The following is a 14,509-nucleotide window of genomic DNA, read 5'->3' as shown; positions in this document are numbered from 1 at the left end:
TCCAAAGATGCCCGAAGCCTAAGTGGGTTAATACAACGCGACAACCGATAGGGTGGGATCCTGTTGAAAAAGATCCGTTTCTTGACCTGCCATGCGCTTACTTGGCCCGCAAAGCAGGCACCTTGACGGTGTCTTTGCGCGGCGCCTTGTCCTTGAGCCAGATGACCTTGGCCGAATGTGTTTCATCGAGCTGCTTCACTGCCTGCGACAGACATCCGTGCGTTTCACGTTCACTGCGATCCAGATAGGCCTTGACCAGTTTGAACTCGGCGGGGCTCAAGCCACGCAATTCCAGTTCCAGGGGGCGCTCGTCGCGCAGCCGGTCTGCGGTTTTTGCAGCGTCCAGAGCCATGCCCAGACGGTCCATCAACCGCTCGTACAACTCAGGTTTCGTGACGTTTCTTTGCTGTTGCTCCACCATCCCTCACCTCATTGAAGATAAGACTCACTCCCCAGTTAGAGCTTAGCTTCGCTGCACGAACCGGCTGCACGCCGCGACCAACGGCCCTCGCCACCCATTCAGCGGGCCAAACAGCTGCAATCAGGGTTTCCCTAGGCCAAGCGCGGTCATGTATGCTACGGCGCTTCCTGTCATTCCACTTCCAGCTCGTCCGGGCCAGCCCGAATGCCGCGTTGAAGAGGATTAGGCCACCCCTATCCAGTACAAAAGTAGCCATGCACGAACAATATCAGCCCCGTGAAATCGAAGCCGCCGCCCAGTCGTTCTGGGATGAGCAAAAGTCCTTTGAAGTCAGCGAACAGCCAGGCAAGGAGACTTTCTACTGCCTGTCGATGTTCCCTTACCCCAGCGGCAAGCTACACATGGGGCACGTGCGCAACTACACCATCGGCGACGTGATCTCCCGCTACCAGCGCATGCAAGGCAAGAACGTTCTGCAACCGATGGGTTGGGATGCCTTCGGCATGCCGGCGGAAAACGCCGCGATGAAAAACAATGTAGCGCCCGCCAAGTGGACCTACGAAAACATCGCCTACATGAAAACCCAGCTGCGCAGCCTGGGCCTGGCGGTGGACTGGTCGCGTGAAGTCACCACCTGCAAACCTGATTACTACCGCTGGGAACAATGGCTGTTCACTCGCCTGTTCGAAAAAGGCGTGATCTACAAAAAAAGCGGCACCGTGAACTGGGACCCGGTCGATCAGACCGTTCTGGCCAACGAACAAGTCATTGACGGTCGCGGCTGGCGTTCCGGCGCGCTGATCGAAAAGCGCGAAATCCCGATGTACTACTTCAAGATCACCGCTTATGCGGATGAGCTGCTGGAGAGCCTCGATGAACTGACTGGCTGGCCTGAACAGGTCAAGACCATGCAGCGCAACTGGATCGGCAAATCCCGCGGTATGGAAGTGCAGTTCCCGTACAACGTCGACTCGATCGGCACAGCCGGCACCCTGAAAGTCTTCACCACCCGTCCGGACACCCTGATGGGCGCGACTTATGTGGCCGTCGCTGCCGAACACCCGCTGGCCACCCAGGCCGCGCAGAACAACCCTGAGCTGCAAGCGTTCATCGCTGAATGCAAGGGCGGCAGCGTGGCTGAAGCCGACGTCGCCACTCAAGAGAAAAAAGGCCTGCCGACCGGCCTGTTCGTCGAGCACCCGCTGACCGGTGAAAAACTCCCGGTGTGGGTCGCCAACTATGTGCTGATGCACTACGGCGACGGCGCGGTCATGGCTGTGCCAGCGCACGACGAACGTGATTTCGAGTTCGCCCACAAGTACGACCTGCCGATCAAATCGGTAGTGCGCACCAGCTCCGGCGAGACCAACCCGGCCCCGTGGCAAGACGCCTACGGCGAGCACGGCACGCTGATCAACTCCGGCGAGTTCGATGGTCTGGATTTCGCCGGCGCGTTCGACGCGATCGAAGTGGCGCTGATCAAAAAAGAACTGGGCGCCTCGCGCACCCAGTTCCGCCTGCGCGACTGGGGCATCAGCCGCCAGCGCTACTGGGGCTGCCCTATCCCGATCATCCACTGCGACGCTTGCGGTGACGTGCCGGTACCCGAAGATCAACTGCCCGTCGTGTTGCCGGAAGACGTGGTGCCGGATGGCGCCGGTTCGCCGCTGGCCCGCATGCCTGAGTTTTACGAGTGCATCTGCCCGAAATGTGGCCAGCCTGCCAAGCGTGAAACCGACACCATGGACACCTTCGTCGAGTCGTCGTGGTACTACGCCCGTTACGCCTCGCCGCACTTTGAAGGTGGCCTGGTCGAGAAATCCGCGGCCGACCACTGGCTGCCGGTGGATCAATACATCGGCGGTATCGAACACGCGATTCTGCACCTGCTGTACGCACGTTTCTTCCACAAGCTGATGCGTGACGAAGGCCTGGTGAGCTCCAACGAGCCATTCAAGAACCTGCTGACCCAAGGCATGGTGATCGCCGAAACTTACTACCGTCGCGAAGCCAACGGTGCCTACACCTGGTTCAACCCGGCGGACGTAGAACTGGAGCGCGACAGCAAAGCCAAGGTCATCAGCGCCAAGCTGATCGCCGACGGCCTGCCGGTGGAAATCGGCGGTACCGAGAAAATGGCCAAGTCGAAGAATAACGGCGTCGACCCACAGTCGATGATCGATCAGTTCGGCGCCGACACCTGCCGCCTGTTCATGATGTTCGCCTCGCCACCTGACATGAGCGCCGAATGGTCCGACTCGGGCGTGGAAGGCTCGCATCGCTTCCTCAAGCGCGTCTGGCGTCTGGCGCAAGCCCACGTTACCCAGGGCCTGCCGGGCAAACTCGACGTTGCCAGCCTGAACGACGAGCAAAAAGCCGTTCGCCGCTCGATCCACCTGGCTATCAAGCAGGCCAGCCACGACGTCGGCCAGAACCACAAATTTAACACCGCCATCGCTCAGGTCATGACGCTGATGAACGTGCTGGAAAAAGCCGCGCAAGGCACCGAGCAGGATCGCGCGCTGGTGCACGAAGGTCTGGAAGCCGTCACTTTGCTGCTGGCTCCGATCACGCCACACATCAGCCATGAGCTGTGGAATCAACTGGGGCACGCCGACGCCGTGATCGACGCAGGCTGGCCTGCAGTGGACGAAAGCGCACTGGTGCAGGACAGCCTGACCCTGGTTATCCAGGTCAACGGCAAGTTGCGTGGCCAGATCGAAATGCCGGCGAGCGCGACGCGCGAAGAGGTTGAAGCCGCCGCTCGCGTCAACGAAAACGTGCTGCGTTTCGTCGACGGTCTGACCATTCGCAAAGTGATCGTTGTGCCAGGAAAACTGGTCAACATCGTCGCCAGCTAAATTGGATTGGGCGTCAGGTTTGCCTGACGCACTGTAAAACCTTTCGGGCCGCCAGGTCGGCCCACATGGTTTCAAGGGGAGCAACACAATGATCAAACGCAATCTGCTGGTGATGGGCCTCGCTGTTCTGCTGAGCGCCTGCGGTTTCCAGCTGCGTGGCACTGGCAGCAACGAACTGACGATCAAGGAACTCGACCTGAGTGCCCGTAACGCCTACGGCGAGACCGTCACTCAAATGCGTCAGGTACTGGAGTCCAGCGGCGTCAAGGTTTACAGCGGTGCGCCGTACAAGCTGTACTTGGCTGACGAACAGGAAAGCCAGCGTATCCTCAGCTATGCAGGTGCCGGTCGCACGGGCGAGTATCAGCTCAGCACTGTCCTGAGCTACGACATCCGCGGTGAAAAAAACCTGTCTCTGCTCAGCGACAAGCTTGAAGTGCAGAAAGTGTTCATCCACGACGGCAACAACCTCGTCGGCTCCGATCAGGAAGCCAACGACGCCCGTCGTGATATCCGTCGCGATCTGGTTCAGCGCATGATGCTGCGTCTGCAACAGCTGACCCCGGGTCAACTGCAGCAACTGCAGCAGGCCGCCAATGACCGCGCCAAGGCAGAAGCCGATGCGCTGGAAGCGGCGCAAAAGATTGAGGCGGAAACCCCGCGTCAGTCGCCGCTCGAAATCCCGCAGCAGTAAGACGTTCGGGGCGCTCAGGCGCCCCGTTCGACCTCTCTTATGAAGCTCGCTCCCGCGCAACTCGGCAAACACCTGCAAGGCGCCCTCGCGCCCGTCTATATCATCAGCGGTGATGACCCGCTGCTGTGTCAGGAAGCCGCCGACGCCATTCGCAGTGCTGCCCGCCAGCAAGGCTTCGACGAACGCCAGGTATTCGCCGCCGACGCCAATTTCGATTGGGGCACGTTGCTGCAGGCCGGTGCCAGCATGTCGTTGTTTGCTGAAAAGCGTCTGCTGGAACTGCGTTTGCCATCGGGCAAACCCGGTGACAAGGGGGGTGCCGCATTCATCGAGTACTGCTCGCGTCCCGCCGAAGACACGGTGCTGCTGATCAGCCTGCCCAAGCTTGATGGCAGCGCGCAGAAGACCAAGTGGGGCAAGGCGCTGGTTGAAGGTCAGCAGACCCAGTTCATCCAGATCTGGCCAGTGGATGCCAATCAGCTACCGGGCTGGATTCGTCAGCGTCTGTCGCAGGCCGGGTTGTCGGCCAGCCAGGATGCGGTCGAACTGATTGCTGCACGTGTGGAGGGCAACCTGCTCGCCGCCGCGCAGGAAATCGAGAAGCTCAAGCTGATGGCCGAAGGTGGGCAGATTACTGTCGAAAACGTACAGGCCGCTGTGGCGGACAGTGCACGATTCGACGTATTTGGTTTAACCGACGCGGTCCTTAACGGTGAACCGGCCCACGCCCTGCGCATGCTCGAAGGGTTGCGTGGTGAGGGGGTCGAACCTCCAGTGATCCTCTGGGCACTGGCGAGGGAATTGCGCCTGCTGGCCAATATCTCGCTGCAGTACAGCCAGGGCACACCGCTGGACAAATGCTTCAGCTCGGCGAAACCGCCGGTCTGGGACAAGCGCAAGCCCTTGATGAGCAAAGCCCTGCAACGTTACTCGGCGCAACGCTGGGCGCAGTTGTTGCTCGAAGCTCAGCGTATTGATGCGCAAATCAAAGGCCAGGCGGCCGGGTCGCCCTGGATGAGCCTCAGTCGTTTGGCGTTGTTGATGGCAGGCCAGCGCTTGTCATTGCCCGCCGAATAAGGTCAAAAGATCGCAGCCTTCTATCTGTAGGAATTGCGGCACGCTTCGATCTTTTGAGTTTGTTTTCCTACAAACAGCACCTGCATTTGCCCTATAGACAGACGCCCGACATCGGCAGATTATTCCCTGTGCAAAACCCACTCGATCAAGAGAACCCTCATGAGCAAAAAGCCATCGAAACATGGCCCGAACAAGGCCAAATCCATCATCGCCCAACCCCTGTTCCGCAGCCGCCAGGAACAACCAGCCAAGGGTAAAGGCAGCTACCGCCGCGAAGCCTTCCAGTCTAATAGCTGGGAGGCTTCTTACTTTCTGGCAGCTTAAAGCGCAGCACCCCCCGGTCATGTTAAGGTCTGCACCTGATTCGTATCCTCTGGAACTGTGCATGCCCTTTAGTCTTTCCCGTCGTTGGCCTGTTCGCCAATTGATCGCTGCCTCCAGCTTCATACTGCTTGTCGCCTGTGCGGAAAAACCTACCGCCGCCGATGCGCAACCTCTCCAAGCCGCCCCTGTCGCCACGGCCCCAGCGATTATTCCGCCGGTAGTGCCGTCCGCCGACCCACTTGATCTTCAGCCGACCCAGACCTTTGCCGAATGGCAGGCAGGTTTCCGCAAGGATGCCTTGGCAGCCGGGATTCGCGCCGAGCTGTTCGATCGTGCATTTGCCAATATCAGTTTCGACGCCAGCGTGATTCGCGCCGACCGCAGTCAGCCGGAGTTCTCCCGCCCGGTGTGGGAATACCTCGACGGCGCACTGTCGCCGCTGCGCGTGCGCAAGGGCCAGGCGCTAATCATCCAGTACGCCGATATCCTGCAAAGCATCGAGCAGCGTTATGGCGTTGACCGGCAGGCGTTGGTGTCGGTATGGGGCATGGAAAGCAACTTCGGGCAGTTCCAGGGCAGCAAGTCGGTGATCAACTCGCTGGCCACACTCGCCTACGAAGGTCGTCGCCCGGGGTTTGCCCACGCACAACTGATTGCCGCCCTGCAGATTCTGCAACAGGGCGACATCACGCCTGAGAAGATGCTCGGTTCCTGGGCTGGCGCCATGGGCCAGACGCAGTTCATCCCGACCACCTACAACACCCATGCGGTTGATTTCGACGGTGACGGGCGCCGCGACATCTGGGGCAGTCCAGCCGACGCGCTGGCCTCGACCGCGCACTATCTGCAAAGCTCCGGCTGGCAGCGGGGCCAGCCGTGGGGCTTTGAAGTGCAATTGCCCGGCAACTTCGACTACACGTTGGCAGATGGCACCCTGCGCAAAAGCGTCGCCGAATGGCGTCAGCTGGGCGTGATACTGCCCAATGGGGCTCAGGCGCCCGCCGGAACCGAACAACTGTCCGCCGCCCTGTTGCTGCCGGCCGGTTATCGTGGCCCGGCGTTTCTGATCCTCGACAACTTCCGGGCGATCCTCAAGTACAACAATTCTTCGTCGTACGCACTGGCGGTGAGCCTCCTGTCCGAGCGCTTTGGCGGCGGTGGCTTGATCAACGGCACCTGGCCCAAAGATGATCTGCCGCTGAGCCGCACCGAGCGAATCGAGTTGCAGACCTTGTTGAGTGCACGCAACTACGATGCCGGCACGGCAGACGGGATCATCGGGGCCAATACACGCAAGGCGATTCGCAGTGCACAGCAGTCGTTTGGCTGGCCGGCGGATGGGTATCCAACGCATAAGCTGCTGGAAAGCCTGCGTAACCAATAAAAGCAAAATCAAAAGATCGCAGCCTGCGGCAGCTCCTACAGGGTTTACGTTAATCCCGTGTAGGAGCTGCCGCAGGCTGCGATCTTTTTGCATCACCCGCAATTATCGGCGAGTGACCACATCCTGCTCCAGCATCAACTCCTTCTTCCCCGCATCCAGCCGCACCAGCGCGCCCATCGGCAGCGTCAGGTTCGGATCGCAATGTCCGCTACGCCAACCTGACAGCACCGGAATCCGCAAAGGCTCGAACGTCTGCTTGAGCAGGCGGTTCAATGCCGCGACATCCACCCCTGCCACATCCCCAACCAGAACTCCGCGCAATTTGGCCAGTTTGCCGGCCAGACGCATCTGCGTCAGCAGTCGGTCGATCCGATACAGCGGCTCGTTGATATCCTCGATGAGCAGAATCACCCCCTCCACATCGATTTCGTAAGGCGTGCCCAAGGTGGCGGCGATCATCGCCAGATTACCGCCGAGCAAGCGCCCGTGGGCGATGCCGGGTTCGACCGTAGTCAACGGATACGCCAGCGGATGGCTTAGCACACTCCCCGCCTTCATTTGCCCGCGCAGCATGGCGAAGAACGAAGTGACGGTTGGCGGCTCCTTGTCGCCCAACAGGTCAGCGTTGAGCAGCGGCCCGTGAAAGGTCACGAAGCCAGCGTATCGGCTGATGGCCAGGTGCAGCGCGGTGATGTCGCTGTAGCCAACGAATGGCTTGGCATGGCGGCTCAGCAGGTCGTAATCGATCCGGTCAAGCAGCCGTGGCGTGCCGTAGCCGCCACGCAGGCAAATAATTGCATCGACTTCGGGATCAGCGAACGCCGCATGAAGATCGCGCAAGCGCACGTCGTCGCTGCCGGCCAGATAGCCATCCTTTTCATAAACGCCGGGGAACACCTTAAGCCCATAACCCCGCGCACGCATCCATTGCACCGCCTTATCGGTGTCCAATACACCCGGGCCGGCTGGTGCAATGACGCCGATCAGCCCTTCTGAAGGCAACGCGGGCACGGCTTTGTGCGGGCAAAGTGTGTGGGTTGGTCGAACGGTCATCCTTGGATCTCCCTGTGAGTCATGCACACACAGTAGTCAGGAACGGCGGTAAACAGAAGAGGCTCGGCCACGCCGCAGGTTGCAGGAAAAATCAGCATTGAATGTAAGACAGGCAAAAAAATGCCCGCCGGGCGTCAAAGCCTCGGCGGGCATTTTTTCATTCAGCGCCGGATCAAGAACCCATCAGTTCAGCCTTGACCAGCTTCGCCTGCTCATCGGCATGGTACGAGGAACGCACCAACGGCCCGGACGCAACATTCTTGAAGCCCATCTTGTAACCTTCCTCGGCGAACCAGGCGAAGGTGTCCGGGTGCACGAAACGCTGCACCGGCAAGTGGCTGCGCGACGGTTGCAGATACTGACCGAGTGTCAGCATGTCGATGTCGTGTTCGCGCATGCGCTTCATGACTTCAATGACTTCTTCGTCAGTCTCGCCCAGACCCAGCATCAGGCCAGACTTGGTCGGAATGTGCGGCATCATCTGCTTGAAACGTTGCAGCAGGGTCAGCGACCACTGGTAATCCGAACCCGGGCGCGCAGCCTTGTACAGACGCGGCACGGTTTCCAGGTTGTGGTTGAAGACATCCGGCGGCTCGGCGGCGGTGATTTCCAGGGCGACGTCCATGCGGCCACGGTAGTCCGGAACCAGGGTCTCCAGCTGCACGTTCGGCGACAACTTGCGGATTTCGCGGATGCAGTCGGCAAAGTGCTGGGCACCACCGTCACGCAGGTCGTCGCGGTCAACCGAAGTGATCACCACATACTTGAGCTTGAGGTCGGCGATGGCGATGGCCAGGCTTTGCGGCTCGTTGACGTCCAGTGGCTTCGGACGACCGTGGCCAACGTCGCAGAACGGGCAACGACGGGTGCAAATGTCGCCCATGATCATGAAGGTCGCGGTGCCGCCGGAGAAGCACTCGCCCAGGTTCGGGCAGGACGCTTCTTCGCAAACGCTGTGCAGCTTGTGTTTGCGCAGCAGGCTCTTGATGCGGTCGACTTCCGGCGAAACCGGGATGCGCACACGAATCCAGTCGGGTTTCTTCGGCAGCTCGGTGGTCGGAATGATCTTTACCGGGATGCGTGCAACCTTCTCGGCACCGCGCAGCTTGACGCCGGCTTCAACCTTGGGACGCGGGGCCGGGCGCTCGGTCACGTCGAGCGTCGGGATCATGGTTTGCACTGCATCAGTAGTCATATCAGTCGATTCCGCCCGTCAGGGTCGTCTGCTCAGCATAGTCGAGGTGTTTGACGAGCTGCGCGCGCAGCCGGGCACTTACCTCGGCAAATTCAATCGATCCTGCGTGATCGCTCAGCTGGGTCATCGCCAGCCCGGCGTAGCCGCAGGGATTAATCCGTCGAAACGGTTCCAGGTTCATATCCACGTTCAGGGCCAGTCCATGAAAGGAACAACCATGGCGAATGCGCAAACCCAGAGAAGCGATTTTCGCTCCATCTACATACACGCCGGGAGCGTCTGGCTTGGCCGTTGCGGTCACACCGTAACTGGCCAGAAGTTCGATCAGGCATAGCTCCATGCGACTGACCAGATCACGCACGCCAAAACCCAGCTTGCGTACATCCAGCAACAGATAAGCCACCAATTGGCCGGGGCCATGGTAAGTCACCTGCCCGCCGCGATCGACCTGTACCACCGGAATTTCACCCGGCACAAGCAAGTGCTCGGCCTTGCCGGCCTGCCCCTGCGTGAACACCGGAGGGTGCTCGACGAGCCAGATTTCGTCGGCGGCATCGCTGCCGCGCTCGTTGGTAAAGCGTTGCATGGCATGCCAGACCGGCTCGTAAGCCATCTGGCCGAGGTCGCGAAAGCCCAGCGTGCCCGGCATCACAGCACCATGTGCACGAAACCGGTCGCCCGCAGTTCGCTGTTGATATCGTACAGCTGGTCTTGACCGGTGGCGACGATGTGCAACTGAATCGTGGTGTATTTGCCGTTGCTGCTAGAACGCTCGTCAATACGATCATCGTTGATGGTCGCGTGCTTCTTGACGATTTCGATGATCTTGTCTTTGTTGCCGACACCCGTGTCGCTGATCACCTTAACCGGGTAATCGTTGGCAGGGAATTCGATCTTTGGCGCCTTTACTTCGGTATCGGTCATGGCGTAACGGCCTCTATAGTGCAAGCCGTGGTAACGCACATGGCCCCGCGCCGGATCGGGGCGGGGCCATGCAGGTCAACACAAATCAGTTGAACAAGCCGTAGAAGAATAGACGGATGCTATCCCACATGCGGCGGAAAATACCACCCTCCTCGACGCCATCCAGAGCGATCAGGTCAGCGCTGTGCACAACCTTGTCTTCCAGTTTGACTTCGACTTTACCGATTACGTCGCCCTTGGCGATTGGCGCGGTCAGTTGCGGGTTCATGGTCATGCTGGCAGCTAGCTTCTTCAGCTGGCCTTTTGGCAGGGTCATGGTCAGGTCTTGCGCCAGGCCGGCCTTGACTTGGCTGGTGGTGCCTTTCCACACCGGGGCCTGAGCCAGTTCGGTGCCCTTCTGATAGAAGGTCTGGGTTTCGAAGAAGCGGAAGCCATAGGTCAAGAGCTTCTGGGTTTCAGCAGCGCGAGCCACATCGCTGTTGGTGCCGAATACCACGGCGATCAGGCGCTGACCATCACGGACAGCCGAGGACACCATGCAATAACCAGCCTCTTCGGTGTGACCGGTTTTCAGACCGTCAACGGTCTTGTCGCGCCACAGCAAAAGGTTGCGGTTAGGTTGTTTGATGCCATTCCAGAAGAACTCTTTCTGCGAGTAGATCGCGTAGTGAGCCGGGTCTTCGTGGATGATCGCGCGAGCCAGGATCGCCATGTCATGAGCCGACGAGTAATGGTCAGGGTTTGGCAGACCGGTCGGGTTCATGAAGTGGGAGTTGGTCAGGCCCAGTTCGGTGGCCGTCTTGTTCATCACGTCGGCGAAGGCGTCTTCGCTACCGGCGATGTGCTCGGACAGTGCCACGCTGGCGTCGTTACCGGACTGGATGATGATGCCGTGCAGCAGGTCGCTGACAGTGACTTGCGAACCGACTTTGATGAACATCCGCGAACCGCCGGTACGCCAGGCGTTTTCGCTGACGGTCACAGGATCGTTTTCACCGATCTGGCCACGACGGATTTCCAGGGTCGCGATGTACGCGGTCATCAGCTTGGTCAGGCTGGCCGGTGGCAGACGCTGGTCACCATTGTTTTCAACCAGCACATTGCCGCTGCTGGCATCCATGAGCACATAGGACTTGGCGGCCAGTTGTGGTGGCGAAGGCATCATCTCGACCGCGAACGCGGCGGGTGAGAGGAGCAGCGGGACTAGCAGGAAAAGGCGTTTGGCAAAGGTGGTGATGTTCATCCGTCTCTCGAAATCGCTAATGCAAAATTTAATCAGATGACTTTCTGACGAGTCATCGCGTATTCAGTTGCTCACTCCAGTCACCCTTGCCGGGCTTTTGTTCTTCGACGAGCCAACAACCTGGTTCACCCCCCAATACCGCAGGTGAACCGTCAATCAAGTTCTACGTGTTACTCGGTGACCACACTTGGCGAACCAAGGTTAGCCAGGCGCACGCTGTTCTGCACCTGGGTGATTTCACCCGGCGAGCCGATAGGCCCCAGGCGTACCCGGTGCAGAGTCTGCTGATTGCGCACGATCGAGCTGATGAACACCGGAGCGCTCACCATCCCGCTGAGCTTCGACCTCAGCAGCTCTGCAGCGTCCGGGTTGGCGAAGGCGCCCACCTGCAGATACTGGCCAGACGCTGTTGCAGAAGCGTTTTTTTTTGCATCAATCTGCACAGGCACAACGGCCGCGGCATGTTGCTGCGGCGGTGGCGTCCATTGCTCGACGGTGCCGGCCGAGGCCGTGATCACCGGGGCGCTGTTCTGCGCAACCTGTGGCTCATTGAGCATCAACGGCGCCGGACGGCCCTTGGCGGCCCACCATTGCTGCGGGTCGATGCCCTCGACCTTGACCCGCGCAGTGCCGGTTTCGGCATAACCGAGTTTTTTTGCCGCCGCGTAGGACAAGTCGATGATCCGGTCGGAATAGAACGGCCCGCGATCGTTGACCCGCAGAATCACTGTGCGGTTGTTGTCCAGGTTGGTCACCCGAACGTAACTTGGCAGTGGCAACGTCTTGTGGGCGGCGCTCATGCCGTACAGGTCATAGACCTCGCCGTTGGCGGTGTTCTGCCCGTGAAACTTGGTGCCGTACCAGGACGCCGTGCCCGAAGCGACGTAGCTTTTGGATTCCTGTATCGGGAAGTAGGTCTTGCCCAGCACAGTGTACGGGTTGGCCTTGTACGCACCGGTATGCAGGGTTGGCGTGGCATCGGGGATACGCGAAACATCGACATCCCACCACGGCGCGCCATCTTTGTGGGCGCGGTTGATATCAAGAACCGGCTGCTTGCGCACGGCGGTTGTGGGCGCCTTCTGAGTCGGGGTACGGCTGGTCGAACAACTGGCGACCAGTACCGCCAACGCAGCAAATGCCACCAGCTTCAGGGGTTTATTGTTAGGCAATGCCCGCATTACTTGACGCCCCGTGCTTGTACCAGCTGTTCAGACAGTTGATGTACGGCCATGGCGTACATCACGCTGCGGTTATAACGCGTGATCGCGTAGAAATTCTTCAGGCCCATCCAGTATTCGGGGCCGTTCTCGCCTTCAAGGCGAAATGCAGTAACCGGCATATCATCGCGCAGCGCATCATGACTTGACCAGCCCAGCGCCCGCAACTCCGCGACGGTCTTTGTCGGCTCGATGCCAGTGGTCAGGCCTTCATCGGCCTGCTCGCCACGGACATCGGCGCGGCTGACCACCGGTTCGCCGGCGACCCAGCCGTGACGCTTGAAATAACTGGCGACACTGCCGATCGCATCATCCGGGTTGTTCCAGATATTGATGTGGCCGTCACCGTCGAAATCCACTGCATAGGCGCGAAAGCTGCTCGGCATGAACTGCGGCAGGCCCATCGCCCCGGCGTATGAACCCTTGAGCGTCAATGGATCGACCTGCTCTTCGCGCGCCAGCAGCAGAAACTCGCGCAGCTCCTTGCGGAAAAATTCGGCACGGGGAGGATAGTCGAAACCGAGCGTCGACAAGGCATCGATCACCCGGTAATTGCCGGTATTACGTCCGAAAAAGGTCTCAACGCCGATGATCGACACGATGACTTGTGCCGGCACGCCGTATTCCTGCTCGGCACGGGCCAGCGTGGCCTCGTGCTGACGCCAGAAGTCCACACCTCGCGCAATACGCGCGTCAGTGATGAACATCGGGCGGTATTCCTTCCACTGCTTGACCCGCTCGGCAGGTCGGGAGATGGCGTCTAGAATCGCCTGTTTACGCTGAGCCTCGCGAAACACACCCATCAGTTGCTCACCGGCGAAACCGTAGTCGCGGGTCATTTCACCGACGAATTCGGCCACCTGGGGTGAGCCTTCATATTCGCCGGCCAGCGCTTCCTGCACGCTGCCAAGCAGGCCTACCAGGCCAACCCATGGCGCGCATCGAGTCGCCCAGCCACGCATTACTTGCATTGAACTCTTCACCTTATTCAAACCTGTGCGATCCACTTGCGATGGGTATGGATCGACATCAAAACCCCAAACGCTGACAGCAGCGTCACCAGCGAAGTTCCTCCGTAGCTAATGAACGGCAATGGAACCCCTACAACCGGCAACAGGCCACTGACCATACCGATGTTGACGAAAACATAAACAAAAAACGTCATGGTCAACGCGCCGGCGAGCAATTTGCCGAACAGCGTCTGCGCCTGAGCGGTGATGACCAGCCCCCGACCAATCAACAGCAAATAAATCAGCAACAACGCGCAGATGCCCACCAAGCCGAACTCTTCGCCGAGCACGGCAATGATGAAGTCGGTGTGGCTTTCCGGGAGGAAGTCCAGGTGCGACTGGGTACCGAGCAGCCAGCCCTTGCCGAATACGCCTCCGGAACCGATAGCAGCTTTCGACTGAATAATGTTCCAGCCAGTGCCTAGCGGGTCGCTTTCCGGGTCGAGGAACGTCAATACGCGCTGCTTCTGGTAGTCGTGCATCACGAAGAACCACATCGCGACCGACACCGGAATGGCCGCAGCCAGTACGCTGACGATCCAGCGCCAGCGCAAGCCGCCCATGAACAGCACGAATGCCCCGCCGGCCAGAATCAGCAGCGAAGTGCCGAGGTCCGGCTGGCGGACAATCAGCGCAAACGGCACGCCAATCAGCATCAGGCTGATGCCGACATGCTTGAGTTGTGGGGGCAATGTCCGCTTGGACAGATACCAGGCAATGGTCGCTGGCATCAGGATTTTCATGAATTCCGAGGGCTGGAATCGAATCACACCGGGAATGTTGATCCAGCGTGTGGCGCCCATGGCGTTGTGACCCATGATGTCGACCACCAACAGCAGCAGCACGCCGATCACGTAGCCCAGCGGCACCCAGCGCGCCATGAAACGCGGTTCGAACTGGGCGATGACGATCATCGACACTAGGCCGATACCGAACGAAGTGGCCTGTTTGCCCAGCAGATCCCAGCTCTTGCCGCTGGCCGAATACAGCACGAACAGGCTGCCGGCAGCGAGAATCAACAACAGGATCAGCAGCGGCCCATCGATATGCAGTCTTTGCAGCAGCGTCGCGCGGCGGCGCATCACATCCTCACTGGAGAGCAT

At 59.6% G+C, this 14,509-nt stretch carries 14 protein-coding genes; 5 read left to right on the top strand and 9 right to left on the bottom strand.

From position 1 onward, the window contains the following. Window positions 1-97: 97 nt before the first annotated feature. Window positions 98-421, bottom strand: a complete 324-nt coding sequence (locus H8B20_RS24790; RefSeq protein ID WP_210624886.1) for a hypothetical protein — start codon at window positions 419-421, stop codon at window positions 98-100. 254 nt (window positions 422-675) lie between these two features. Here H8B20_RS24790 and leuS point away from each other — a divergent pair, with 254 nt between their 5' ends. From leuS to H8B20_RS24765, 5 genes are all read left to right on the top strand, one after another. Then, a complete protein-coding gene (gene leuS, locus H8B20_RS24785) occupies window positions 676-3,282 on the top strand; it encodes a leucine--tRNA ligase (RefSeq protein ID WP_210624885.1) in 2,607 nt (868 codons plus the stop codon). 88 nt (window positions 3,283-3,370) lie between these two features. Further along, window positions 3,371-3,976: an LPS-assembly lipoprotein LptE gene (locus H8B20_RS24780; protein WP_042561242.1), complete on the top strand. Its 606-nt coding sequence runs from the start codon at window positions 3,371-3,373 to the stop codon at window positions 3,974-3,976. A 39-nt stretch (window positions 3,977-4,015) separates the two neighbouring features. Continuing rightward, the gene (gene holA / locus H8B20_RS24775) at window positions 4,016-5,053 is read left to right on the top strand and encodes a DNA polymerase III subunit delta (protein ID WP_210624884.1); all 1,038 of its coding nucleotides are present in this window, start codon (window positions 4,016-4,018) and stop codon (window positions 5,051-5,053) included. 159 nt (window positions 5,054-5,212) lie between these two features. Further along, window positions 5,213-5,377 (top strand): alternative ribosome rescue factor ArfA, encoded by a 165-nt coding sequence (gene arfA / locus H8B20_RS24770; protein WP_007960579.1) that lies wholly within the window; start codon window positions 5,213-5,215, stop codon window positions 5,375-5,377. Between the two features lie 61 nt (window positions 5,378-5,438). Continuing rightward, entirely contained in the window at window positions 5,439-6,761 is a 1,323-nt protein-coding gene (locus H8B20_RS24765; protein ID WP_210624883.1) for a lytic murein transglycosylase, read from the top strand. Window positions 6,762-6,863: 102 nt separating this feature from the next. Here H8B20_RS24765 and H8B20_RS24760 read toward each other — a convergent pair whose 3' ends face one another. From H8B20_RS24760 to rodA, 8 genes are all read right to left on the bottom strand, one after another. Then, window positions 6,864-7,814 (bottom strand): S66 peptidase family protein, encoded by a 951-nt coding sequence (locus H8B20_RS24760; RefSeq protein WP_210624882.1) that lies wholly within the window; start codon window positions 7,812-7,814, stop codon window positions 6,864-6,866. 172 nt (window positions 7,815-7,986) lie between these two features. Next, a complete protein-coding gene (lipA, locus tag H8B20_RS24755; protein ID WP_162184605.1) occupies window positions 7,987-8,985 on the bottom strand; it encodes a lipoyl synthase in 999 nt (332 codons plus the stop codon). A 25-nt stretch (window positions 8,986-9,010) separates the two neighbouring features. Beyond that, window positions 9,011-9,658, bottom strand: coding sequence for a lipoyl(octanoyl) transferase LipB (gene lipB, locus H8B20_RS24750; RefSeq protein WP_042561248.1), 648 nt, complete (start codon window positions 9,656-9,658; stop codon window positions 9,011-9,013). Continuing rightward, the gene (locus tag H8B20_RS24745) at window positions 9,658-9,933 is read right to left on the bottom strand and encodes a DUF493 domain-containing protein (protein WP_042561249.1); all 276 of its coding nucleotides are present in this window, start codon (window positions 9,931-9,933) and stop codon (window positions 9,658-9,660) included. The genes lipB and H8B20_RS24745 overlap by 1 nt, the downstream gene beginning before the upstream one ends. Before the next feature lie 85 nt (window positions 9,934-10,018). After that, on the bottom strand, window positions 10,019-11,176 hold the full coding sequence (locus tag H8B20_RS24740) for a D-alanyl-D-alanine carboxypeptidase family protein (protein WP_200613224.1): 1,158 nt from the start codon (window positions 11,174-11,176) through the stop codon (window positions 10,019-10,021). Window positions 11,177-11,346: 170 nt separating this feature from the next. Continuing rightward, window positions 11,347-12,357 (bottom strand): septal ring lytic transglycosylase RlpA family protein, encoded by a 1,011-nt coding sequence (locus tag H8B20_RS24735; protein ID WP_042561251.1) that lies wholly within the window; start codon window positions 12,355-12,357, stop codon window positions 11,347-11,349. Further along, on the bottom strand, window positions 12,357-13,367 hold the full coding sequence (gene mltB / locus H8B20_RS24730) for a lytic murein transglycosylase B (RefSeq protein ID WP_042561252.1): 1,011 nt from the start codon (window positions 13,365-13,367) through the stop codon (window positions 12,357-12,359). Before mltB ends, H8B20_RS24735 begins: the two co-directional genes overlap by 1 nt. Window positions 13,368-13,384: 17 nt before the next feature. Beyond that, a complete protein-coding gene (rodA, locus tag H8B20_RS24725) occupies window positions 13,385-14,488 on the bottom strand; it encodes a rod shape-determining protein RodA (protein ID WP_042562213.1) in 1,104 nt (367 codons plus the stop codon). Window positions 14,489-14,509: the final 21 nt, after the last annotated feature.

Source organism: Pseudomonas sp. P42 (genome assembly GCF_017973755.1).
In the GTDB taxonomy this organism is placed as follows: domain Bacteria; phylum Pseudomonadota; class Gammaproteobacteria; order Pseudomonadales; family Pseudomonadaceae; genus Aquipseudomonas; species Aquipseudomonas iridis.
Note: the sequence above shows the minus strand (reverse complement) of the source record. Positions and strands in the feature narration are given on the sequence as shown.

Coding starts and splice junctions, on each gene's coding strand:
- lipB (WP_042561248.1), bottom strand. CDS start 9,658: ATGCCGGGCACGCTGGGCTTTCGCGACCTCGGCCAGATGGCTTACGAG.
- H8B20_RS24790 (WP_210624886.1), bottom strand. CDS start 421: ATGGTGGAGCAACAGCAAAGAAACGTCACGAAACCTGAGTTGTACGAG.
- lipA (WP_162184605.1), bottom strand. CDS start 8,985: ATGATCCCGACGCTCGACGTGACCGAGCGCCCGGCCCCGCGTCCCAAG.
- holA (WP_210624884.1), top strand. CDS start 4,016: ATGAAGCTCGCTCCCGCGCAACTCGGCAAACACCTGCAAGGCGCCCTC.
- H8B20_RS24780 (WP_042561242.1), top strand. CDS start 3,371: ATGATCAAACGCAATCTGCTGGTGATGGGCCTCGCTGTTCTGCTGAGC.
- rodA (WP_042562213.1), bottom strand. CDS start 14,488: ATGCGCCGCCGCGCGACGCTGCTGCAAAGACTGCATATCGATGGGCCG.
- H8B20_RS24745 (WP_042561249.1), bottom strand. CDS start 9,933: ATGACCGATACCGAAGTAAAGGCGCCAAAGATCGAATTCCCTGCCAAC.
- arfA (WP_007960579.1), top strand. CDS start 5,213: ATGAGCAAAAAGCCATCGAAACATGGCCCGAACAAGGCCAAATCCATC.
- leuS (WP_210624885.1), top strand. CDS start 676: ATGCACGAACAATATCAGCCCCGTGAAATCGAAGCCGCCGCCCAGTCG.
- H8B20_RS24765 (WP_210624883.1), top strand. CDS start 5,439: ATGCCCTTTAGTCTTTCCCGTCGTTGGCCTGTTCGCCAATTGATCGCT.
- H8B20_RS24760 (WP_210624882.1), bottom strand. CDS start 7,814: ATGACCGTTCGACCAACCCACACACTTTGCCCGCACAAAGCCGTGCCC.
- H8B20_RS24740 (WP_200613224.1), bottom strand. CDS start 11,176: ATGAACATCACCACCTTTGCCAAACGCCTTTTCCTGCTAGTCCCGCTG.
- mltB (WP_042561252.1), bottom strand. CDS start 13,367: ATGCAAGTAATGCGTGGCTGGGCGACTCGATGCGCGCCATGGGTTGGC.
- H8B20_RS24735 (WP_042561251.1), bottom strand. CDS start 12,357: ATGCGGGCATTGCCTAACAATAAACCCCTGAAGCTGGTGGCATTTGCT.